This window comes from Streptomyces sp. XM83C, assembly GCF_023072675.1.
GTDB classification, from domain to species: domain Bacteria; phylum Actinomycetota; class Actinomycetes; order Streptomycetales; family Streptomycetaceae; genus Streptomyces; species Streptomyces thermocoprophilus.
The window spans coordinates 1-21,463 of sequence record NZ_JALLGL010000085.1; the positions used below are offsets into that span (position 1 = coordinate 1).

Here is a 21,463-nt window from a genome sequence, read left to right on the forward strand (position 1 = left end):
GGGCTGGGGCGGGCCCGGCCGTGCCGGACGCCGGGCGGGGCTCGGCGTCGCGGGCGCGGCTCAGGGCCTGGCCCGGTCCAGGAGGTAGCGGACCAGGGTGGTGAGGGCGGCGGCCGACGACTTCTCGTCGCGGGCGTCGCAGGTGACGACGGGGGTGTCGTCGAGCAGGTCGAGTGCCTCGCGCAGGGCGGCCTCGTCGCGCAGGGGGGTGCCGTCGAAGTGGTTGACGGCGATGGCGTAGTCGAGGCCGTACTGCTCGATCAGGTCGATGACCTGGAAGGAGTCCGCGAGCCGCTCGGGGTCGACGAGGACCAGCGCGCCGAGTGCGCCGCGGGCCATGTCCTCCCACATCTGCACGAACCGCTGCTGGCCGGGCGTGCCGAAGAGGTAGAGGACGACCCGGTCGCTGATGGTGAGGCGGCCGAAGTCCATGGCGACCGTGGTGGTGGTCTTGCCGGTGACGCCCTTGAGGTCGTCGATGTCCTCGCCGGCGCGGGTCATGGTCTCTTCGGTGGTCAGCGGCTCGATCTCGGAGATCGAGCCGATGAACGTGGTCTTGCCGACCGCGAAGTGCCCGACGACGAGGATCTTGACGGCGGTCTGGGTGGCGCCGCCGCGGACGTAGGCCTGCGCGCCGAGGCCGGGCGCGCTGCCCGCCTCGGCGGGCGCCGCTCCCGCGGTGTCGGCGCCGGCCGGGTCCGCTCCCGGGGCCGCGTCGTGCGGCTCAACCGAATTTGGCGCGAAGGCCATTCAGTACCTCCTCCAGGATCTCCCGGTCGGCGAGGGGGGCGCGGGCGACCGGCGGGCGGGTGATGAGGTGGCCGCCCTCAGTGAGCGCGGCCAGGAGGATCTTCACCACGCCCAGCGGCAGCCGGGTGTGTCCGGCGATCTCCGCGACCGACAGATAGCCGGCGGAGCAGATGTCCAGCAGCCGCTGTTCCTCGGGGGACAGCCTTGTGGGCCGTCTGGGTCCCTCGGGGGCCGCTGTGACCAGGGTGATCAGGGACAGTTCCGCTTCGTCGGGCAGGCCGCGGCCCTTGGTGATGACGTACGGCCGTACTAATTCGGCGGCCTCGGGCTCCCACTCCCCCGGCGCGGTCATGAGCGGGCGCCGAGGTTCTCGCGCGGCGGGGCGGCGAGCGCCTTGCCGAGCTGGCCGACCAGCTGCTGCATCCGGAAGGTGATGTCCTGCATGTCGACATCGGGGCTGGCGGACACGCCGAGGTAGGCGCCCTCCCCGGCGGAGATCAGGAACACCCAGCCGCCGTCGAATTCCACGAGGGTCTGCCGCCAGGCCTGCCGCGGGTCCTCACAGAAGAAGCCGAGGGAGCGGCTGAGGGACTGCACTCCGCTCATGGCGGCGGCGACCCGGTCGGCGTTGTCCTTGTCGAAGTCCTTGGTACGGGCCATCAGCAGCCCGTCGGCGGAGATCAGGACCGCGTGCAGGGCCCCGGGAATCTCCAGGGCGCTGTCGAGCATCCATGACAGATCGTCGTTCACGAGACCTCATGTCCTTCACTGCCGGCACCGTTGGTGCCGCTCGTCTGGTCCGCGTGGCCGCCGGCGTCGTCGCGTGCGGCCCGCCCGGACTGCGTGCCCCGCTGGAAGGCCCCCATGATCGCCGCGGTCTCGGCACCCGAACGGGGCGCCGTCTCACGGCTCGTGGAGGCGCTTCCGGGCACGATCGCCATCGGCCGCTTGCGGCGGCGGCGCGGCAGCCCGTCGGCGGTGGTGGCCGCGGCGAGCGACGGCTCGGGCCCGGCAGGGTGGGGTGCGGGGGCAGCGGACACGGCAGGGGCCTGCACCTTCTGCTCGGGCATGGCGGTGAGCAGATCGTGCGGCAGCAGGACGACCGCGCGCACACCTCCGTACGGGGAGGAGGAGTCCACGGACACCTCGAACCCGAACCGCTCCGCGAGCACGCCGATGACGGCGAACCCGAACTGCGGAGGGTTGCCGAGTCCGGAGACACCGGACACCCGCTCGCTGGACAGCAACTTCTCGGCCCGGGCGCGCTCTTCGTCGTTCATGCCGACGCCGGCGTCGTCGACGACGATGCAGATGCCCTTGGGCACGGTGCGGATGTTGATCTCGACCACGCTGTCCGGGCTGGAGTAGCTGGTGGCGTTGTCGAGGAGTTCGGCGAGGGCGAGCGCGACGGGTTCGACGGCCCGGCTGGTGATCCCGAAGTCGACCTGCGACAGGATCTCCACGCGGCGGTAGTGCCGGATCCGCCCCTGCGCGCTGCGTACGACGTCGTACACGGACGCGGCGTCCCGGTGCCGCCCGAGCCACCCGTCGCACAGTACGGCGATGGACTGCGCCCGGCGGCCGAACTGCGAGTTGGTGTGGTCGATCTCCAGCAGGTCCTGGAGGATGGCGGAGTCGCCGTACTTCGTCTGCAGCCGCGACACGACGAGCTGCTGCTCCGCCGCGAGGCCCTGCAGAGTCCGCATGGCGGACTTCAGCACCGTCTTGGTGGCCTCTTCGGCCTGCTCCTGGGCTGCCGCGACGGACTGCGCGTAGTGGTTCTCCAGGTCGGAGTAGTGGCTCCGCAGCCCGCCGATCTCCTGCCGCAGGGCCTGCGCCGCCTTGCGCTGACGGACGATGACGGCGATGGCGACGGCGAGGACGACGACAAGAGCCCAGAGCACAGGGTTCTGTATGTATTCCGTCATAAGACTCTCTTCAGGCGACTGACGGCAACTGGGGGAATCCACCACGGGAACACATGCGTCCGCCCGCGCCGCAGGTGCGGTGATCGTATCACCGGCAGAACACATGACCGAGCGTCAACCAGGCGCGCGGACAGAATAGTTGACTGTCCGATTCCGTGAGGCGGTTTGACGAACAGATGTACGAGCTGACGCCACGCGGCTGACGTCCGCCCAGAGCTGGGCGGTCGGACGGGGACGACGTGCACGCTCCTGGGGGGCGAGGACCGTCAGACACGCGCAGGTACCCCACGGTCGGTGGTATGCGACGGCTGGTTCCAGGCCTCAGCACATCGCAGGAGGAGATCGACGCCCGCTTCTTCGCGATCGTGTCGGACCTGTCGGGTGCGCCGTGCGAACTGATCGACGAATCCGGCGACGTCGCCTGGCGTGCCCGAGCCACCGACTGGGGCAAGCTGTCCTCGTCGGTACGGAGCCACGCCTGCACCCCGCTGCGCTTCCCCGGGCAGTACTTCGATGCCGGGACAGGCCTCCACCACAACTACCTCAGGTACTACGACCCCGAGATCGGCCGCTACCTGAGCATGGACCCCCTCGGTCTGGCGCCGGCGGCCGACCCGGTCGGACACGTGGACCGCCCGTCCGTCTCCTGCGGCCCCCTGAGACTCTCGCCTCAGAAGACACCGATCCCGGTCGAATCGTTCGAGACGACCGACATTTCCCGTCTGGCGCCGCGGTTCAATCCAGAGAAGGGAATGACCGACTGCACGTACGTGGCCGAGGCGTTCGACCAGTATCTTGCCGGTGAGGGCATCAAGCCTGTCCCCGGCCCGGCCACATCCCCCTGCAATCCCTCGATCGACCGGAGAACGTGTACCAGCGCAAGTTCCAGGACACCAGCTTCTGACAAATGGTCGATCACATCAGGGATTCCGGTGATGGAGCAGCGCGAGGTCTGGTGGCCGCGGATGCGCTGCGTCGACGGTTCGGCGAGGACAGCGGGCTCGCGCTTTTCAACACCGGGGAAGGACAGGCGAAGAAGGGGGACTTCTACTGCTTCGCGTTCCAGACCGTGAAGTTCCTCGAAACCCGTGACGACACATACTTCGGATACGGGTCCAACTGTATTTCGGTGCACTTCAAGACCGGCGAGTGCCGATTCCTCGACCTCCAGGAGATCTTCGCCGTGAAGCCCTTCGACCAAAAGGAGGGGTGTCATGGTTCTGTGGTGCTTCCGGCTCATGGGCGAACGCTGGAGCAGGAAGTTGATCGCCGCCAAGGCGGCTGGACGCGAACACAGGCAGGGCCGTGACACCAGGACATCCAGGACGGCGAAAGGCGCCCCGGACAGAAAGCCCGGGGCGCCTTTGCGTCATCTCAGAGTTTCATGCCGGCCCGGTTCAAATCGAGCAATTCGGGATCCTGCCGAGCCAGCTCCTCCTCGAAGGCGGTCAAGCCCCTCTCCCGGACGTACGCCGCCTCGGACGCGCCGATCGGGACAAGCCACGCGATGATCGTCTCGATGCCGTTCTCCAGGACGACGGAGGCGAAATCGTCGTCGGAGTACACCGGGAGCGCGGAAATGGCGCGAACTCACACAACGCAGAGGCCCCACCGAGCCGCGCTCGGTGGGGCCTCAATCGCACCAGAGGTTACGAGTCTCGGGACGCCCCGTACCGCGCCTCGACTTCGACCCACCGGTCGTCGTCGGCCTCCAGGATTCCCTCATCGCTGACGAAGAAAATTCCGGTGCGGTAGAACTCACAGAAAGTATTCACCATACTCTCCATGCTTTCGTACACCAATCCGCTTTCTCCGCCGATCATGACATGACCGACCTTCGGCGTCCGCAATGACGGATCGTAGACCGCGGCATAGAAGTCTCCACCGCCCGTCGCCAACAGCGGGATGAAGAACTCGCCGAGGACGGGGTCCCCGATCGGATGCGAATCCCGCACCGCCTTTGCTTCACTCAAGGACAGCGGTTCGTAACCCGGCACGAGGGCCGCATCGTCCTGGATCTGGTCCGGATGGTACTCGACTCCATTCGAATAACCGAACCACGTGACGACGTCTTCCGGGACCGAGGCTCCGAACGCCGCTTCGACCTCGCTTGCTGTGACGCCTGGCGCGCGAGATCCCACGACAGGCCGGTTCAGCCTTTCGGCTTCTTCCCACAGTCGTTCGATTGCCTGGCTGAGCATTGTTGTCATCACCTCCCCACTACTCGACTCGGACCGCGAAGCGATCCCCGTCCTGAATGTTGTTTCGGGCCCAGAACCATCTGAGCAACGACCCGTGACTGGAGTTCACAGAGCCTGGTGACAGGGTAAGGGTTGCCCCCGCTCCGCCTTCTGTCGTGTGGGCGAAGGGATATTCCTCCCACGTTGCATTGGACGCGAAGCGGCGCGGCCGTGGTGCGTGTGCCTGGGCCGCACGCCGGTTGGACCGCTCGAGAGACGAACTGGTGTGACGAGTCAGGATCGCGGGTGCTCCGGCTTCCATCGCCTTCTTCGCGTTCAACGCCTGCGGCGCGTGTGTCTTGGAGTTGATCACATGCACAGGCAGAACCTCGGCGGTCCCCGAAGACCTGCCGCACTTGCAAGCCCTCGCCGACACCCAAGTCCACGCCTCGGACGCACCGTACCGGCTCAGCCTGACACTCCCACCGGAACCTTTCACCGGCCTCCACGACGCGCCCCTAGTCATACTGCTGGCCAACCCCGGAGTGAGCGACGCCGACCCGGCCGCCTACGCCTTGCCCGGCGTGACCGAGCGGACCCTGCAGCACATTGCGAGCGCCGGCGGGACCCCCAACCACTTCCTGACGCACGCCGACAAGGACCATCCGGGACTCCGGTGGTGGTCCCGAACCGTGAACGGCCTGACGAGGCAGGGGTACAGTCACGACGAACTCGCCCGGAAGATCCTTGCCGTGCAGTTCCACGGCTACCATTCGCGGTCGTGGCGGCCGATCCTGTACACGCTGCCCTCCCAGTCCTTCGCCTTCCACCTGGTGCGCCGCGCCATGTCCCGTGACGCAGTGATTATCCTCGGGCGCATCGCGGCCACCTGGAAGATCGCTGTGCCGGAGCTGGCGTCGTATCGGAATGTGGTGACGCCGAACCAAAACCGGAGCGTGGCCATCAGCCGGGGCAACTTCAGCCCTGAGGACTTCGAGCGGATCGAGTACGCCCTCAAGAGCTGACCGCGCACCGCGGTGCGGTGCGCGCTCAGTGGGAGGGGCGATCAGAGGCCGGCACGCGCTTCGGCCAGCGTCACGTCCGCCGCCCGCATCTCCCCGCATGCCTGCGGGTGCTTCTGCTCCATCTCCTCAAGTCGTACCGGCGACTTGCACAGAGCCGGGTCGCCTTCTGGTCCAGAGCGGCGTCGACCTCGTACGGCTTCTGCGAACCGGCCGGTGCCGGTCGCGGCGACGACCTCACGTGCGCCATTGCCGCGATCTTTCCTTCGACCCCGCCGAAGTAGATCCACAGCCGGTCGCCGTCCCTCATCCGCTTCAGCGGCTTCCCGAGCCACCACTGGGTCAGCCCGGAGTTTTCGCGCGCCAGCCTCGCGACCCGTGCTGGGGTGGCGGGGCCGTTCTCGATCGTGTCGAGCTCCGGGTCCAGGCAGTAGAGCCACTCCCGAGGGTCAACGGCCTGGTAGACGGCGCGTCCGCGTCGGTTCGGAATCATTTCCAGCACAACGCCGATTCCAACGCCCGCGAGGCCGGGACGCTCGAGGAGAGCCCGAGGGAGGCCGGCCTGCGAGCGAACCTTCGTCCTCGACGATGGCGGAAGACGTAGCCGCGGACAGAAGAATGGCGTTGTGACGTCGATGGCCATGCTGCAAACGCGAGTGAGGGCCCTATCAGGAAGGGTTCCGCTATTGATGGGAAACACTTGCAATAGGACCCTCACACCTCAGAATGAGCCGATCACTGGCGAGCTAGCCACCAGTGATGACTCAAACCCAAGACGCATTTCCTGAGGTCGGCCGACCTCACCGAAACCGGTGTCTGGCAATCTCTTTGACTACCACAACTCCGATTCCTTCCACTCCACACACGTGGGTACCTTCCCGCCTGTCAGCAGAAACTCTTTCACAGCTTTCCGGACAAGTGAGATTGGAACTTCGCAACCTTCCGGATACTCCATCGAATGTCCGGCGAGGAAATATGAGGTCACCGGTTCACTGACGGACTCACCGGCAGAGAAAATGTTCCCCACATCCCCATCCATGAATGCGATGATCCCAGAGTCCTTGCTGCGCGAGATGCCAACCATCACTTCATGATCCGGGAACCCAGACGGCAGCAAAGGTCGATCCAGCGAGTGCAGTTGCGCGAGGTTATGATCCTCTGGACCCGACATCAACTCATCAATCAGGTCGTCTACAGCCTCCGGAGATGTTATAATCACCGGCTTCTGCGCATGCTCTTTTCGATAGTACGCGTCTAGACTATTCATCCTTTCCTCCCCAGGTCACGTCATTCCATTCGCCGTTCTCGTCCCGCCAGTGTACCTTCAGCTTCTTTTTCCCGAGCAGCGCGTCCATCAACCCCTTTTGGCACCCAAGCACTGGCGCTCCGCAGGGTCCTCCTGGATGATTGATGACGACTTCCGCGCTGGAGATCGAATCGTCGGCCAACATCATGGCGGCAATCTTCTGCTCAGCGTGATCAGCGAAGCCTGACCCGGCCCTCCCCTTGAGGATGCCAAGGCCCCGAAGCTTGTCGTTGACGATGCTGATCAGCTTTCTATCCGCCTGACGCATTCCACTTGCGGTAATCAGTGGCTCACCATTGTCGGCCACACCCCGCGCAACGGTCCGGTTTTCGGGAAGTTGCGCATGCTCAGCGTCCCGATTGAACACAGGGCATGCTTCGTCGGAGTTGTGAACCAAGATCGCCACACGGTCCGCAACAACCTGGTAGGTGTGCAGGCCGTCGATGGTCAGGTCGTAGGTGACGCGCTGGGCCTTGTATTCCTTGACGCTCAGGATGGCGGTTGTGCCACCGTCACCGTTCTGGAGCTTCTGGCCCGCCTTGAGGTCGCCGGCCTGGGTCCAGGTATTGCGGCTGACCTCGTAGAACTGGTGGTGCTTGGTGGTCTGGATCGTCTTCGGACCCGACTTGGTGGCTACGACGACATCGACGTAGTCACGGTCGGTCTTGGTGACGATCACCGCCTTGACCTTGTGCTTCTCCTTCTTCTTCTTTCCGGGCTCGGCCGTCAGGACCCAGTCGCCGGGCTTGATCTCGGAGATCGGCTTGGTGACGGCGTTCGCCATCAGCACGCCGGTGGAGCCGGTGAAGCTGTGCGTCGGGCAACCGCCCTTGCGGCCGAACTTGCTGGCCGCCGCGCCGAAGAGGCCGCCCGTGGCGGCGCCGAAGGCGGTCGCCTTGGCCGCACCGCTGGCGCTGCAGCCCTCCTCGGTCATCGCGCAGCTGACGCCATAGTCGACCACGCTTCCCGCGGCACCGCCCGCGGCGCCCGTGGCCGCGCCCTGCAGCACCTTGCTGCCGACACCGGCGAGCAGGCGGCCCACCGCACTGGAGGCAGCACCGCCGGCCGCGCCACCGAGAGCACCGGTGAGACCGCCGATCGCGACCGCGCCGAGGAAGCCGCCGATGGACTTCGGACCGTCGCTCATCATGTAGCCGACGCCATTGGCCGCGGCGCCCGCGAGGGCCGCGCAGCCGACGACACCGGCGCCGCCGGTGATGGCGGTGCAGCCCGCGAAGACCACGACACCCGTGGCCACCGACGCGATCGTCGCCGCGTGCTGCTTGACGAAGTTGGCTGAGGCCTTGGCTGCCTTCTTGACGCCGTTGCCGATCTTCTTTACGGCCTTCTTCGCCGCCTTGACCGCCCTTTTGGCTACGTGCTTGACAGCCTTGGCGACCTTACGGACGGTCTTCTTGACCTTGTGGACGACCTTGTGGACGACCTTCTTGACGCGTTTATAGGTCCGTTTTACGTATCTCTTGACCTTTTTCACGCTGTCGGCCACACGGTGGACGACCTTCTTGACCACCCGTTTGGCCTTGCGGACGACCTTCTTGGCCGCCTTCTTGACCTTCTTGGCGGCCTTCTTGACGACCTTCGCGGCCTTCTTTACGGCCTTCTTGGTCTTCTTCCAGGCCGACTTCGCGACCTTCTTGACCTTCTTCTTGACCTTCTTGACGGCCTTGTCGATGAAGCTCGGCCAGTGACCGGTCGGGTCGGTGGCCGTCATCGGGTTGCCGTTGGCGTACGCGTACTGGTTGGCGTTGGCCGAGACGGGCAGCGGGTCGTTGCGCACCGTGTCGCGGCTGTTGAACTGGCCGGTCTGCGGCGAGTACCAGCGCGCGGCCATGTTGACCTTGGCCGTCTGCGGGTCGGTCCACCCGGACTGGTAGCCCAGGTTGCCCAGCATGCCGGCGGTCGAGGCCACCTTGCCGAACGGCGTGTACGTCGTGGAGCCGGTCAGCGCCTCCGACGTGTCGGTGAACTGGGCCACCACGTCGTCGTGGATGTCCGTGATCGCCAGCCGCGCGGTCGTCCCGGTCTTCACGCCCAGCAGACCACCGTCGGCGTCGCGGCTGTAGGTGGCGTAGCCGTCGGAGGCGACGTCGTTGGACGTGCCGCTGTAGCGGAAGCTGTAGACCTCGGCGCCGGTGTCGTCCTTGGCGGCCAGGACGCGGTCCAGGCCGTCGTACGTGTACGTGCGGTCGCCTTCGTTGATCACCCGGTTGAAGGCGTCGGCCTTGAGCAGGGTCTGTGTCCCGCCCTCGTCCGTGATCGTCTTCAGGGTGCCGCGTGCGGTGTAGGCGTACGTGCTGTGCCCGTCCGAGGTGAGCCGGTTGCGGGCGTCGTAGGTGTAGGTGTCGCCGCCGACGCGGGTGCGGTTGCCGGATGCGTCGTAGCCGTAGACCTCCGTGGTGGTGCCGTTGTTCCACGAGGTGAGCCGGTTGGCCCAGTCGTAGGTGTACGTGTTGGACGAGGCGCCGCTGAGGCCTGTCGTCGTCTTCGACGTCAGGTTGTCGTTGACGTCCCATCCGTAGGTGATGGACGCGAGGACCTTGCCGGTGGGCGAGGTCAGCTTGTCGTTGGTGATGCGTTCCAGGGAGTCGTAGGAGAACTCCCGTTTGGCCTTGCCGGTGCCGTAGTCGATTTGCTTGACGTTGTTGTTGACGTCGTAGGTGTAGGTCAGCGACGAGCCGGTGGAGGCGTCACCGACGGTCTTGAGCCGTCCGGCGTTGTCGTACCCGTAGGTCGTCGTGCCGGAGGCGTCCGTGCGGGAGGTCATCGCGCCGTCGCCGTTGTAGGCGAAGGACGACGAGCCCGACGGGCCGGACGTCGACAGCAGCAGGCCGCGGTCGTCGTAGGTGAAGGTGTTGAGGTCCTCACCCTTGCCGGCGACGGCGGTGATGCGGTCGTCGTTGTCCCAGCGGTAGACGTGGTCGGCCGTGTCGGCCTCCGCGCCGGTGCCGGTGGTCCGGGTCAGACGGTTCTTCGCGTCGTACTCGTAGGAGACGGTCACTCCGCCCGGGGAGCGTTCCTCCTTCACCCGGCCGTTCGCGTCGTACACCGTGGTGAACGTGCGGTCGGCGAGGTCCGGGTGGGCCGGGGTGGACGGTTCGATGAGCTTCTCCGGCATCCCCCAGGTGTTGTACGTCGTGATGAACGGGTTGCCACGGCCGTCGGTGAAGCGTGTGCGGTTGCCCGCCACGTCGTAGCCGTAGGTCGTGGTGATGGACTCGGTCTCCGAGACCGGCTCCACCGCCTTGGTGACCAGACCGGTCGCATCCACCGTGAACCTGGTGGTGTGGCCGCGGTAGTCGGTCACCGACAGCGGGTTGCCCGCACGGTCGTAGCTGGAGCGGGCGGTGCGCACGACGTTGCCCAGCGCGTCCAGGTCCTGGGTGGTGACCAGGTTCCCGAACCCGTCGTAGGTGTTCTTCGTGCTGGTGCCGTCCGGGTCCTTGGAGACCAGGACCTGGCCTTGCATGTTGTAGGTGAACGTGGACGTGTTGCCGGCCGCGTCGGTCACCTCGGTGACCTCGCCCAGCGCGTTGTACTTGTACGAGCGGGTCACACCCGTCGGGCTGATCTCCCGGGAGAGGTCGCCGCCGGGCGCGTTGTACTCGTTGATGGCCGTGTAGGCCCGCTCGGTGGGCTGGCGCACGATCTGTGTGCTGGTCAGCTCGTTGCCGAGGTAGTCCCAGGTGGACTCCTCACGGGCGCCGTTCGGGCGGGTCGTGGAGAGCAGGTCGCCGTTGGGGTCGTAGACGAACGTGGTCTTCGCGCCGTCCGGGTCGGTGACCGAGGCCACGTCGCCGAGCTGCGTGTAGGTGTACGTCGTCCGGTTGCCGAGCGGGTCGACCTCCGCGGTGACCTGGCCGAGCTTGTTGTACTCGTTCCAGGACACGGCCGTGATCGGCGTGGTCGAGCCGGGCGGGGTGTAGTCCGGCAGTTTCGTCGAGGTCTCCTGACCCTCGGCGTCGTAGGCGGTGACGACCACATTGCCGTTCGGGTCGGACGTCTCCGTGACCTCACCGAAGGTGTTGTAGCCGGTCATCGAGACCGGGCGGACGGGCGTGGCCGGGCCGCCGTTCGTCTCGGCGTTCACGACCGGCTCGGTGACGGTGGTCTGCTGCGCGGCCTCGTCGTACCCGTAGTCGGTGGTGTTGCCGTTGACGTCGGTCATCGACAGCGGCAGACCCCGCTGGTCCAGCTTGTAGGTGATGGTGCGCACCTCGCTGCCGGCCGCCGGGAGCGTGCCGTTGTACAGCGACGACACCTGGGAGGCGGACAGGGCCTGCCCGTAGACCTGGACGTCCGCGATCGAGCCGTTGGTGTTCTCGGCGTAGGTGCCGCCGTAGAGACGCCGGCCGATCTGCAGCGGCCCGTTGGCCGACCAGGGTGTGGTGAAGGACGTCGTGGTCCCCACCTGCGTGCCGTTCACGTACAGCTTCAGCGACGCGGTCGCCTGGTCGTAGACACCGGTCAGCTGGGTCCAGGTGCCCGCGGTCGCCGTGCCCTTGCCGGAGTAGGTCCGGATGGTCGTGGCGCTCTGGGTGTCGGAGCCGTGCCGGTTGAACGTCCAGCCGTAGGTCGTCGAGTAGTACAGCTGGAAGCCGCTGGCCCACTCGCCGTCCTGGCCGAGGAAGGTGCTGTTCGCCGCGGTGGACGCCAGCTTGACCCAGGCGGAGACGGTGAAGCTGCCGCCGGTGTTGACGACGGGCCCGTCGGTCTGGCCGTAGGCGTTCGCCGTACCGTCGAAGACGGCGGAGCCGCCCCTCTCGGTGGAGCGGGTCACACCGCTGCCCAGGGTCACCTTGCGGTTGCCGCCGGAGGTGTCGTCGGCCGTGGAGCCGGAGGACTCGGACAGCTTCCAGCGGGCCACCGGCGCGGTGGTGCCGTCGTGCTCGACGATGCCGGTGACGTTGCCGAGGTTGTCGTAGACCCGGTCGGTCGTGGCGGTCTCGCCCGTCGTCGGGTCGGTCTCCGACTCGCTGACGACATTGTCGTCCGGGTCGTAGGACACCTTGGTGGTGCGGTTGACGCCGGTCGGGTCCAGCACCGAGGAGGTGACCCGGTCGTCCGCGTCCACCGTGTAGGTGATCGTGGTGCGGCCGTCGTTGGTCACCTGCTTGATCAGGTTCCCGGCCATGTCGTACTCGTTGGACTGCTCGACGAACTGCTTGCCCGTCGTGGGGTCCTTGCGGGTGATGCTGGCCGTCAGGCCGTCGTCGGTGTAGGTGTACGCCGTCACCCAGCCCATCGCGTCCGTGATGGACGCCAGCCGGCCGGCCGGGTCGTAGGCCCGGGACTCCTGCACCAGCGTGGTCGGCGACGACGGGTTGTTCGGGTCGCCGGTGTAGTTGAGCAGGCTGGTCGTGAGGGGGCGGCCCTCACCGTCGTAGGTGTAGGCGTTGACGTTCCCCTCGGGGTCGGTCTCCTTCACCTTGTTGCCGTACACGTCGTACTCGAACGACGTGGTGTCGCCGCCCGGGTCGGTGCGCGTGGCCATGCGGTTGTAGGCGTCGTACGTCATCGACGTCGTCCGCGGGGCGTCCCCGCCGGTGAGGTCGGAGACGGTCTGCGAGGTGACGTTGCCGTCGTAGTCGTAGACGGTGGACGTGCGCGCCTGGTGGACCGCGCCGGTGACGCGGTTGGTGACCGCCGGGCCGGTCTCGGTGACGACCTGGTCGTTCTTGTCGTACGTCCAGGTGGTCGTCAGACCCTGCGGCTGCGCGTCGGAGATCTCCTTCTGGGAGACCTTCCGGCCCAGGTTGTCGTACGTGTACGTCACCTTCGCGCCGTTGGCGTCGGTGACCGAGGCCACGTCACCGTTGGCGTAGTAGACGTACTTCGTCTTCTTCCCGCCCGGTGTGGTGACCGTGTCGACCAGACCCGCGGGAGCCGTCGCACCGCCGCCCTCGGCCGCGGGGGTCGTGGCCGTGGTGTAGGTGGTGGTCGCGGTCCGCCCGTCGGGGTGGCCGGGCACCGGCGGGGTGGTCACCGACAGCAGGTTGCCGCCGGCGTCGTACTCGTACGTGGTCAGGTACGTGTTGTCCGTCGCCGAGGACGAACGCGCGTCCCGCTCGGTCAGGAGCAGGTCGTTGCGCGGGTCCATCGGCGGGAACGCGGTCGTGGCGTCCGGGTAGTACGTGTAGTACTCCGTGGCGCACTTGTTCGCGGCCGTGTCCTGGCAGTCGGTCTGCGAGACCGTGTTGCCGCGCACGTCGTGACCGGTGATGCTGCGGTTGCCGTTGGCGTCGGTCACGGTGTGCAGGAAGCCGCCCGTGTCGTAGCCGTACGTCGTCCGCTTGCCCTCGGTGTCGATCGCGGCGAGCAGACGGTTGCCCATCTCCGCGTCGTACACGTACGTCAGCGTCTTGTTCGTCGGGTCGGTCAGCTCGACCGTCCTGACCGGCGCGATACCGGAGGACGCCTTGTACGCCGACCAGTGCCGCTCCACGTCGTCCTCGTCGAGGGCGTGCCCGTAGGTCGCGACCTCGGCGATGGAGCCGTTGAAGAAGCTGAGGTCGGCCGGGGCCTGGTACCAGCCCTTCGCCCAGCCCGCGCCGATGAAGGTGCGGTTGTTCGTCTGGTCGTTGGCCGCGCCGGTGAAGTCGGCGACCTTCGCGCCGTCCAGGTACATCGTCTGGGTGGTGCCCGAGATCGACAGGACGGCGTGGTGCCACTTGTTGTCGGTGACGGTGTTCGTGGTGCCGAAGGCGGTGGTGCCCGACGAGGCGACGGTGTACCAGTGGCCGTGCAGTTTGTTGTCGGCGCCCACGTACAGCAGCGGGTTCCAGTCGCCCGCGGGGGCGGAACCGGACGGTGCCCCGTACTGGTCGGCGGCGATCACACCCGGCTTGGCGGTCTTGAACCACAGCTCGATCGCCCGGTCGGCGGAGGAGTGACCCGGCTTGAACGGGATCTCCGCGTACGAGGAGGTGCCGTTGAAGGTCGCCGCGGTGACGTCACCGGCGCCGAACGGGCCCTCCACTCCCTGGGTGACCGTGTTGTACGTGCCGAAGCCGGTGTGGATCTCGTTCGCGGCCTGTGCGGCGCCGCCGGTGTCGGCGAGCCGCCAGTAGCCGGACGGGGCGGAGCCCATCACGGCGGAGCGGTAGACCTGCGAGGAGCCGGTGACGGTCGGCGGGTTCAGCTTCCAGGTGCCGCCGTCACCGTCGGTGGCCTGGGTGACCAGGTCGTCGGTGGGGCCGTAGACGATGGACGCCTGCGTCTTGCCGTTCGGCGTGGTGATCTTGCTGAGCAGTCCGGCGGCCCGCTTCGCGGCCTGGTACTGCGCGGCGATCACGGACGGGTCGAGCGGCTCCGAGTAGATGGCGACCTCGGCCATCTGACCGGTGTAGTGCCCGAGCTTGTCGTTCGGGTTCATCGCCGGCCAGCCCTGGGTGTTCACACCCGCGCCGAGGGAGATGTACGGCTGGTTCCAGTCGTTGATCGTGCCGGTGAGGGAACCCTGCGCGACACCGTCCAGGTAGAGCGTCTGGCTGGTGGCCTGGCCGGTGAGGACCGCGTTGTGCCACTTGCCGTCGGTGACGGTCGCCGAGGAGACGATGTTCGGGCTGCACGACGGGGACATCGCCAGGCAGCCGCGCAGCTTGCCGTCGGTGCCGACGTACACCGCGGGGGTGTTCTTCGTCGTGTTGTTCACCGGGTCGGAGTCGCTGAGCGGCTTGTCGCCGTAGTAGAAGAGCACACCGCCGGCGGTGGTCGTCCTGAACCACAGCGACACCGACATGTACGACGGGGTCGCGCCCGGCGCGGACGGCATCTCCACGTAGGAGGTGGTGCCGTTGAACGTGGCGGTGGTCTGCGTCGAGCCGGCCAGGACGGAGGAGCTGCCCAGGGTCACGTTGTGGTACGTGCCGTTGTAGCGGCCCTGGTTCAGCTCGATGGAGTCCTTCGCGACGGTCGCGCCGGCCGCCTCGCCGAGCCGCCAGTACGCGTACGGGTCGGCGTCCAGGACCGTGGTGCGGTAGTGGTTGCCGGTGACGTACGTGTAGACGGTGCAGTGCGTGGCGTCGGCCGGCGGGCACACCTTGGTGAGCTGGTCGCCGGTGTAGCTGTACTGCCACGTCTGCACGGTGCTCGCGTCGCCCGCGGTGGACGGGTCGGTGGCCACGGTGGCGACGTGCGCCGCGGTGGCACCGGACGGCGTCTGCCAGGTCAGGCTCAGCGACCGCTTCGACGTCGTGTTGGTGATCTTCGTGAGCTGCTTGGAGGCGTTGTAGGTGAACGTCTCGGTGCGGCCCGCGTAGTCCTTGATCGCGGAGATGGCGTAGGTGCCGGCCTTCGCGGTCGCCTGCTTGAAGGCGTACTCGGTGAAGTCCTTGTCGGTCAGCGTGTAGCCGCCGGACACCGACTGAAGACGCGCGTAGCGGCCGAGCGGCGGCTGGAAGGTGCCGTCGCTGTTGCGGCCGAAGGCGACCTGCTCACCACCGGGGTAGGTGACGATGACGCTGGTGACGGTGCCCGAGGGGGCCTTCACCTCGGCGGCCTTCATGTCGACGACCGTCGACCAGCCGGCGCCGAACGCGCTGTCGATGCGCGGGTCGATGCTGTTGTACGACCGCTCGATCTCCAGGGACGGGCCGACCACCTCGACATCGGCGTCGCTGTCCTCGGTGGTGTAGTTCGCCTCGGACGGGTCGAACTCGTGGCCGTCGGTGTTCTGCGCGAGGCCCGAGGTGACCGGCGGCTGCGGTACGGCCGTGGTGAACCGGCCCGACTGCACGGTCTCCTTGTAGCCGTCGAACACACCGACGTACCACACATAGTTCTTGGACCACTTCAGCTTGCCCGCGGGGATCTTCCAGCTGCTCTTGGTCAGATCACCGGAGGTGACCACCGGGGTGGTGGACTCGGAGTCCGCGTCGTACACCTCGAAGCTGTAGGTGAGGGACGCGTTCGGCCACTTGTCGGCGTCGCTCGCGTAGACCAGCAGCTCCGGCTGGAGGGTGTTGGCCTGGAAGTTGTCCGGCGGGTACTGAGCGTTGATCTGCGGCGCGGTGCTCGCCGAGTACGTCAGCTCCAGCGCCGGCCGCCAGGCGGCGGTCGCCGAGTCGTCGGAGTGGAACTTCTTCCAGTGCAGGTTGTCGTTGGTCGGCGCGGCCATCGCCAGGCCGTAGTTGGCGCCGCCGGTGGCGACCTGCGTGAACCACGACGTGGACAGCGTCACCGGCATCTTCACACCGACGCTGGCGCTGCCGGAGGTGTTGGTGCAGGAGGCGCCGGGCGCGACGGTGGCGGTGCCGATGGCGGAGCCGTACGACGGACCGGGGTAGGTCGTCGTCGTGGACGGCGACCACGACTTCGTCACCGGGTACACCGAGAACGGCTCGGCGGTGCAGGTCGAGGACCACAGCGCCCACACGTTCAGCTTGGCCGCCGTGACCTTCATCCCCTTCAGCGTCGTCCCCAGGCCGGAGAACTGCAGGAAGGAGTTGGCCTTGGTGGTGCCGCTGTCGTAGGAGCCGACCTTGATCTGGGTCTCGGCGGAGCGGTTGGCGGCGTAGTCGGTCTGGACGTACGTCGCCTCGCTGGCCAGGACCGTGGTCGGGTCGACGGTGACCGGGTAGACCCGCTTCGGGTCGTCCAGCCAGGCCCGGTCGGCGGTCATCCGCAGCGCCGGCTCACCGTCCACGGTGGTCAGCTCGTACGTGACCGCGCCCGAACGCGCGCCCTCACCGGAGCGCGGGTCGATGCCCGCGTCCTCCATGTAGGCGTGCGGGACGGTGGCGGCCACCTTGCCGTCGGCGTCGGTGAACTCCACGTCGCCGGTGTCGCTGAGCCGCGGCGTCAGCCCCTTGGCGTCCAGCTTGAACACCCAGGAGTTGCCGGCGCCCGCCGAGCGCAGGACGACGTTCTCCTTGAAGCCGTCGGCTATCGGGACGAGCTGGATGTCCGTGTCGGGCAGCACGCCGTTGTAGACGATCGTGCCGTCGGCGTTCTTCGTCGCGGGAACCTTGGCGGCGCCGTGCAGCTCATAGGCCAGCGCGCGCCCCGAACCCAGGGCGACGGAGGCCAGCTGGTCGTCGGCGGCGTTCGGCGCGAAGTCGACGTCGAGGTTGTTGGCCTTCTGCTCGAAACGGCCTTCGCCGTCCTTGACGAGGCTGGTGTCGATCGGCTGCCAGGAACCGTCCGCCGCCTTGAAGTTGGCCCGCCCGGTGTAGTGGCGGACGGTGACGGAGCCGTCCTCGTTGACGTAGTAGTCCGACGTCTCCGTCGACTTCTTCGCGTCCCGCCTGCTGGTCGCGGGGTCGAAGCTGTTGCCGGTGCCCTGCGCGGGGCCGGTCGTGGCCTGCTCCGGCTTGTCCACGGGGCGCTTGTAGGCGTCGAGCTGTCCCTTGCCCTTGCCGGGCGCCCGGCCCACGCCACGGTCGGCGTCGGTGGCGTCGGCGGAGGCGTGGTGGCTCTTGCCGCGGGCGGTACCGCCCATTTGATCCGGGGTGTCCGGATCATCGGGTTCACTGACCCATTTCCACAGGCCCGAGAGGGACATCTCGGGCATCTTCGGCGCCGAGAGGGTGGCACCCGTGGCCTCTGCCGTTTCCGTGGTCAGCATGAAAGACAGGGACACAAGGACAGAAAGTGCCGTAGCCCTCGCTCTGCGCCGTCCGGAACCACCCGGAGGATACAAGCGAGGGCTACGCACCCAGCGAACACGCATGGGCAAGCCTTTACTTGAGAAGCGTCAATGAAGCCTCAAAAGCTTGCCTTAGTGGACACATATGATCCACATAAGATCATTTTCATTAACGGATCTTTACCAACGGAGGAGCATCCTCCGCCCAACACCGGGAACATCGGGCCGCTTTGTCACGCGTTGACCTTCCGCACGGCCTGCCGTACGTCCTCCGCGACCGTGTCCTTCAGCGCCTCACCGGGCTTCGCCACGACCAGGTTGGCCGCGTCCGACACCTTGTCGCTCACCACGACGAACCGGACGTCCCGATGCTTTCCGGCGTCGGCCGACACCACCTCGACCTGCGCGTCACCGACGGCCAGCACGATCTCGCACTGCCGCTGCACCAGACTGTTCAGGAACGGACGCGCGTTGTCCGCGGTCTGCGGCCCCATGACCGGCACGAACGTCACCCGCGCCCGCGTGTCCAGGGACGCCTCCTGCATCCCCTGCCACACGGTGGCCGCGGGCGTGCCCGCCTGCACGCCCTTCTCCCCCGTCAGCAGACACGCGTCGATCTCGGTGTACTGCCTCGCCCTCGGATCGGGCGGCGTGTTCTCGCTCTCGTCGCCGCCGAACAGCCATACGCCGCCCACCGCGAGGACCGCCAGGACGACGACAGCCACGGCGCCGCCCGCCATCCAGCCCCGTCGGCCGCGCAGCGCGGCCCGCGCGACACCGGCCGCCCTGGCGACGGCCGCGCCGCTCAGCGAGCCGCCGCCCTTGCCCTTCTTCCGCTCGCGCTCGGTCTCGCGCCAGGTACGCCGCACCTTCATCGCGGCAGCCCCACCGAGGGAGTGCCCGAGGTCCGTGCCTCGGGCGTACCGACAACGCCCAGGTCGTGCTTCACGGCGGTGTACCTGCTTTCGGAATGCGCACGGATGCGCGAACGCGGAAGGGACGCCGTAGGTTACCCGCCGAGAGGCGGAAGTCGTGTGCCGGGGCGGAGTGCGGGCCACGGAGCGCGGAGCGCTTCCACGCGGGCTGACCGGCGGGCCCCCACTCCTGCCACGATGCCTTCCATCGAGTGATGCCCGAGGTGCCGGTGCGTCCTCAAGGCGGTGGACGCCGGAGGGCTGACGACCGGGGCGTCCTGGAGTTCGTGGCCCGCAACGGCACCACCCAGGCCCTGTACCGCCTGTCCATGCGGCGGGAGAGGGCCGGGGGACCGGGAGGGTGCCGAGACCCTGGCAGGGCAGGCCGCGGCAAACTCGGATCGAAGATCCACCTGATCGTGCACGGTCTGCCAAGGCCCGAAAAGCTCCGGCAGATCCCTGGGCGCGCACCCGGCTGCCGTCCCTGCCAGGGCCGCGGTGCCACCCTCCTGCCCCACGGCACCCCGCTCCCCTGCACCGCCTGCGACGGCACCGGACAGGCCCGGCCCCTGCCCCGCCTCGCCGTCGCCCGCCACGTACGGCAGATGATCCGCACCTGCTGGGAACTCGGCAGGCTGCCCGAGTTCGCCCACCTCAAGCTCTGGAAGTGGGCCCACATGCTCGGCTTCCGAGGCCACTTCTCCACCAAGTCCCGCGCCTACTCCACCACCCTCGGCGCGCTGCGCGCCGCCCGCCGCGCCCGGCGCACCGAACAAGCCCGCGCCCCTGCCGGCCTGCCCGCGCCCAACCCGGACACCACCCTCGTCGTCGGCTACTGGGCCTACCTCGGCACCGGCTACAGCCCCGGCGCCGCACTCCTCGCCGCCGCGGTCTGGCACCGCAGAGAACTCGCACGGCAGTTCATCGCTGAAGGAGGCTGCTGATGACCGCGCATGCACCCGCCGTGCCCCACCAGAGGCCGAGCATGCCGGAGGAACTGCTGACGGTTCCACAGGTCATGGCCCGCCTCCAGCTCGGCCGCTCTGCCGTCTACGGCCTGCTCCGCACCCGCCAGCTCGCCTCGATCACCCTCGGCCGCGCCCGCCGCATCCCCACCCACGCTCTGACCGACTTCATCCGCACCCGCCTCGACCAGGAAGCCGCCTGATGACCACACCCCGACACACCCCCGCCTCCCGCCACGTGCGCGCCAACGGCGACGGGACCGTCTACCAGCGCAAGGACGGCCACTGGGAAGCCGCCGGATACGTCCTCGCACAGGGCAACACCCGCCGCCGCGTCCGCGTCTACGGCACCACCCGCAAGGAAGCCCTGGCCAAGCTCACTGAGAAGATCGCCGCCAGCAACCGCGGCCTCCCCGTCCCCTCCGCGCAGGGCAGCGTCGGCGCGTACCCGACGTACTGGCTGGAGAACGTCGCCGTCCACCACCTCCGCGAGAACACCCACACCCGCTACACCGCCTGCGTCAACCGATACCTCGTCCCCGGCCTGGGCAAGAAGAAGCTCGCCAAGCTCTCTGCCAAGGACGTCCGCACCTGGCTCAACCAGCTCCGCACCGCCTGCCCGTGCTGCGTGCGCGACATCGACACGAGCCGACCTGAGCCCCGTTGCTGCGCCGTCGGAACGTGCTGCTCCAAGCGGCTCTCTCCGCTGACGCTGACCTACATCCACTCCGTGCTCAAATCCGCACTTGAACACGCCGTGCGAGAAGAGGAGATCCCCCGCAACGTCGCCCGCAACGTCCGCACCGGCACACCCCGGCCCCGACGCTTCGAACCCCTTACCGCCGACGAAGCCTGCCAGTTCCTCACAACCGTGCGCGGACACCGGCTTCATGCCCTGTTCGAACTCGCGCTCCACACCGGACTCCGCAAAGGCGAACTCCTCGGCCTCTGCTGGGAAGACCTCGACCTCGACCGGGGCACCGCTGCCGTCCGCCGCACCTTGCAGCGCACCAGCACCGGCGGGCTCACCACGCTGCCCACCAAGACCCGGGCCTCCGAGCGCCGCATCGCCCTCCCCGCCCGCTGCCTCCAGTCGCTGAAGCACCACCAAGAGCAACAGCAGCGCGAGCGGGATACGGCGGGCACCGCGTGGCGGCACAGCGGGTACGTGTTCACCACGCCGCAGGGCGGACCGATCGACCCGACCAACCTCACCCACACCTTCACCACGCTCCTCCGTAAGGCCGGCCTCCGCCGCATCCGATTTCACGACCTCAGGCACTCGACCGCGACGCTGCTCCTGGAGCAGGGAGTCGAACTCGTCGTGATCAAGGAACTCCTCGGCCACGCCCACATCGGCGTCACCGCCGGCGTCTACGCCCACGTGAGGCTCCGGCTCCAGCGCCAAGCCATCGATGCTCTCGGCACCGCACTCGACGGCCTGACAAACACCGAGACAGTCAACGCCGACGGCGACGAACCACCGCCCTGCGCCGCGTCCGTCCGCTGACGTTGCCGTCAACTACTGCCGTCACCCCACGCAGAAGCCCCGCCAGGACATACCTGACGGGGCTTCAAAATTGTGACTGCTACCCAATATGGTTTGCGTCGCTCCGGGTGGCGAGGCTGCACCTCGCCCTCCAGCTGACGCAGCACCCCCGGCGGCCAGGCGTGATGCGTGCTCATCCGGTGAGACCGAGTTCGCGTAGGGCGTCGGCGGGGTGGTTGCGGTAGTGGTCGTGGGCGGCGGCGTTGTTCTTCCATCCGGCGAGGTGAGCGAGGCTGATCGCCA

General features: G+C 67.7%; 16 protein-coding genes and 1 pseudogene. 6 read left to right on the forward strand and 11 right to left on the reverse strand.

Annotated elements, in window-relative coordinates; translation table 11 throughout:
- Window positions 1-60: 60 nt before the first annotated feature.
- Genes MTQ10_RS12345 through MTQ10_RS12360 form a run of 4 tightly spaced genes read right to left on the reverse strand, consistent with a single transcriptional unit; the run spans window position 61 to window position 2,678 of the window.
- Window positions 61-750 (reverse strand): GTP-binding protein, encoded by a 690-nt coding sequence (locus tag MTQ10_RS12345; protein WP_247466072.1) that lies wholly within the window; start codon window positions 748-750, stop codon window positions 61-63.
- Window positions 725-1,102 carry a DUF742 domain-containing protein gene (locus MTQ10_RS12350; protein ID WP_247466075.1) on the reverse strand — a complete coding sequence of 126 codons (378 nt, stop codon included), beginning with the start codon at window positions 1,100-1,102 and terminating at the stop codon, window positions 725-727. The genes MTQ10_RS12345 and MTQ10_RS12350 overlap by 26 nt, the downstream gene beginning before the upstream one ends.
- Window positions 1,099-1,500, reverse strand: coding sequence for a roadblock/LC7 domain-containing protein (locus tag MTQ10_RS12355; RefSeq protein ID WP_110627841.1), 402 nt, complete (start codon window positions 1,498-1,500; stop codon window positions 1,099-1,101). Before MTQ10_RS12355 ends, MTQ10_RS12350 begins: the two co-directional genes overlap by 4 nt.
- Window positions 1,497-2,678 (reverse strand): sensor histidine kinase, encoded by a 1,182-nt coding sequence (locus MTQ10_RS12360; protein WP_247466078.1) that lies wholly within the window; start codon window positions 2,676-2,678, stop codon window positions 1,497-1,499. The genes MTQ10_RS12355 and MTQ10_RS12360 overlap by 4 nt, the downstream gene beginning before the upstream one ends.
- A 299-nt stretch (window positions 2,679-2,977) precedes the next feature.
- Here MTQ10_RS12360 and MTQ10_RS31475 point away from each other — a divergent pair, with 299 nt between their 5' ends.
- Complete coding sequence (locus MTQ10_RS31475; RefSeq protein ID WP_308404562.1) at window positions 2,978-3,751, forward strand: RHS repeat domain-containing protein; 774 nt, start codon at window positions 2,978-2,980, stop codon at window positions 3,749-3,751.
- Window positions 3,748-3,987: a hypothetical protein gene (locus MTQ10_RS12370; protein ID WP_247466081.1), complete on the forward strand. Its 240-nt coding sequence runs from the start codon at window positions 3,748-3,750 to the stop codon at window positions 3,985-3,987. The genes MTQ10_RS31475 and MTQ10_RS12370 overlap by 4 nt, the downstream gene beginning before the upstream one ends.
- Before the next feature lie 65 nt (window positions 3,988-4,052).
- Here the strand turns inward: MTQ10_RS12370 and MTQ10_RS12375 are convergent, their stop codons facing one another.
- The 3 genes from MTQ10_RS12375 to MTQ10_RS31625 form a co-directional block, all read right to left on the reverse strand.
- Window positions 4,053-4,244, reverse strand: a complete 192-nt coding sequence (locus tag MTQ10_RS12375) for a suppressor of fused domain protein (protein WP_247466101.1) — start codon at window positions 4,242-4,244, stop codon at window positions 4,053-4,055.
- Window positions 4,245-4,327: 83 nt separating this feature from the next.
- Window positions 4,328-4,879, reverse strand: a complete 552-nt coding sequence (locus tag MTQ10_RS12380; protein ID WP_247466104.1) for an SMI1/KNR4 family protein — start codon at window positions 4,877-4,879, stop codon at window positions 4,328-4,330.
- Between the two features lie 19 nt (window positions 4,880-4,898).
- Window positions 4,899-5,180, reverse strand: a complete 282-nt coding sequence (locus MTQ10_RS31625; protein WP_374117599.1) for a NucA/NucB deoxyribonuclease domain-containing protein — start codon at window positions 5,178-5,180, stop codon at window positions 4,899-4,901.
- A 37-nt stretch (window positions 5,181-5,217) separates the two neighbouring features.
- Here MTQ10_RS31625 and MTQ10_RS12385 point away from each other — a divergent pair, with 37 nt between their 5' ends.
- Entirely contained in the window at window positions 5,218-5,883 is a 666-nt protein-coding gene (locus tag MTQ10_RS12385; RefSeq protein ID WP_247466107.1) for a hypothetical protein, read from the forward strand.
- Window positions 5,884-5,953: 70 nt separating this feature from the next.
- Here MTQ10_RS12385 and MTQ10_RS12390 read toward each other — a convergent pair whose 3' ends face one another.
- From MTQ10_RS12390 to MTQ10_RS12405, 4 genes are all read right to left on the reverse strand, one after another.
- Window positions 5,954-6,523: a hypothetical protein gene (locus tag MTQ10_RS12390; protein ID WP_247466128.1), complete on the reverse strand. Its 570-nt coding sequence runs from the start codon at window positions 6,521-6,523 to the stop codon at window positions 5,954-5,956.
- A gap of 189 nt (window positions 6,524-6,712) precedes the next feature.
- Window positions 6,713-7,147 (reverse strand): Imm1 family immunity protein, encoded by a 435-nt coding sequence (locus tag MTQ10_RS12395; RefSeq protein ID WP_247466130.1) that lies wholly within the window; start codon window positions 7,145-7,147, stop codon window positions 6,713-6,715.
- Window positions 7,140-17,771, reverse strand: a complete 10,632-nt coding sequence (locus tag MTQ10_RS12400; protein WP_247466131.1) for a LamG-like jellyroll fold domain-containing protein — start codon at window positions 17,769-17,771, stop codon at window positions 7,140-7,142. Before MTQ10_RS12400 ends, MTQ10_RS12395 begins: the two co-directional genes overlap by 8 nt.
- Before the next feature lie 254 nt (window positions 17,772-18,025).
- On the reverse strand, window positions 18,026-18,667 hold the full coding sequence (locus tag MTQ10_RS12405; RefSeq protein WP_247466134.1) for a BMP family ABC transporter substrate-binding protein: 642 nt from the start codon (window positions 18,665-18,667) through the stop codon (window positions 18,026-18,028).
- Window positions 18,668-19,170: 503 nt separating this feature from the next.
- On the opposite strand from MTQ10_RS12405, the pseudogene MTQ10_RS12415 reads away from it, so the two are divergent.
- The 3 genes and pseudogenes from MTQ10_RS12415 to MTQ10_RS12425 form a co-directional block, all read left to right on the forward strand.
- Window positions 19,171-19,650 (forward strand): annotated as a pseudogene (locus tag MTQ10_RS12415) (replication initiator); the annotation flags it as partial.
- Entirely contained in the window at window positions 19,650-19,874 is a 225-nt protein-coding gene (locus MTQ10_RS12420; RefSeq protein ID WP_247466137.1) for a helix-turn-helix domain-containing protein, read from the forward strand. The pseudogene MTQ10_RS12415 and the gene MTQ10_RS12420, both read left to right, overlap by 1 nt.
- Window positions 19,874-21,181, forward strand: coding sequence for a tyrosine-type recombinase/integrase (locus MTQ10_RS12425; RefSeq protein WP_247466140.1), 1,308 nt, complete (start codon window positions 19,874-19,876; stop codon window positions 21,179-21,181). The genes MTQ10_RS12420 and MTQ10_RS12425 overlap by 1 nt, the downstream gene beginning before the upstream one ends.
- Window positions 21,182-21,463 lie beyond the last annotated feature (282 nt).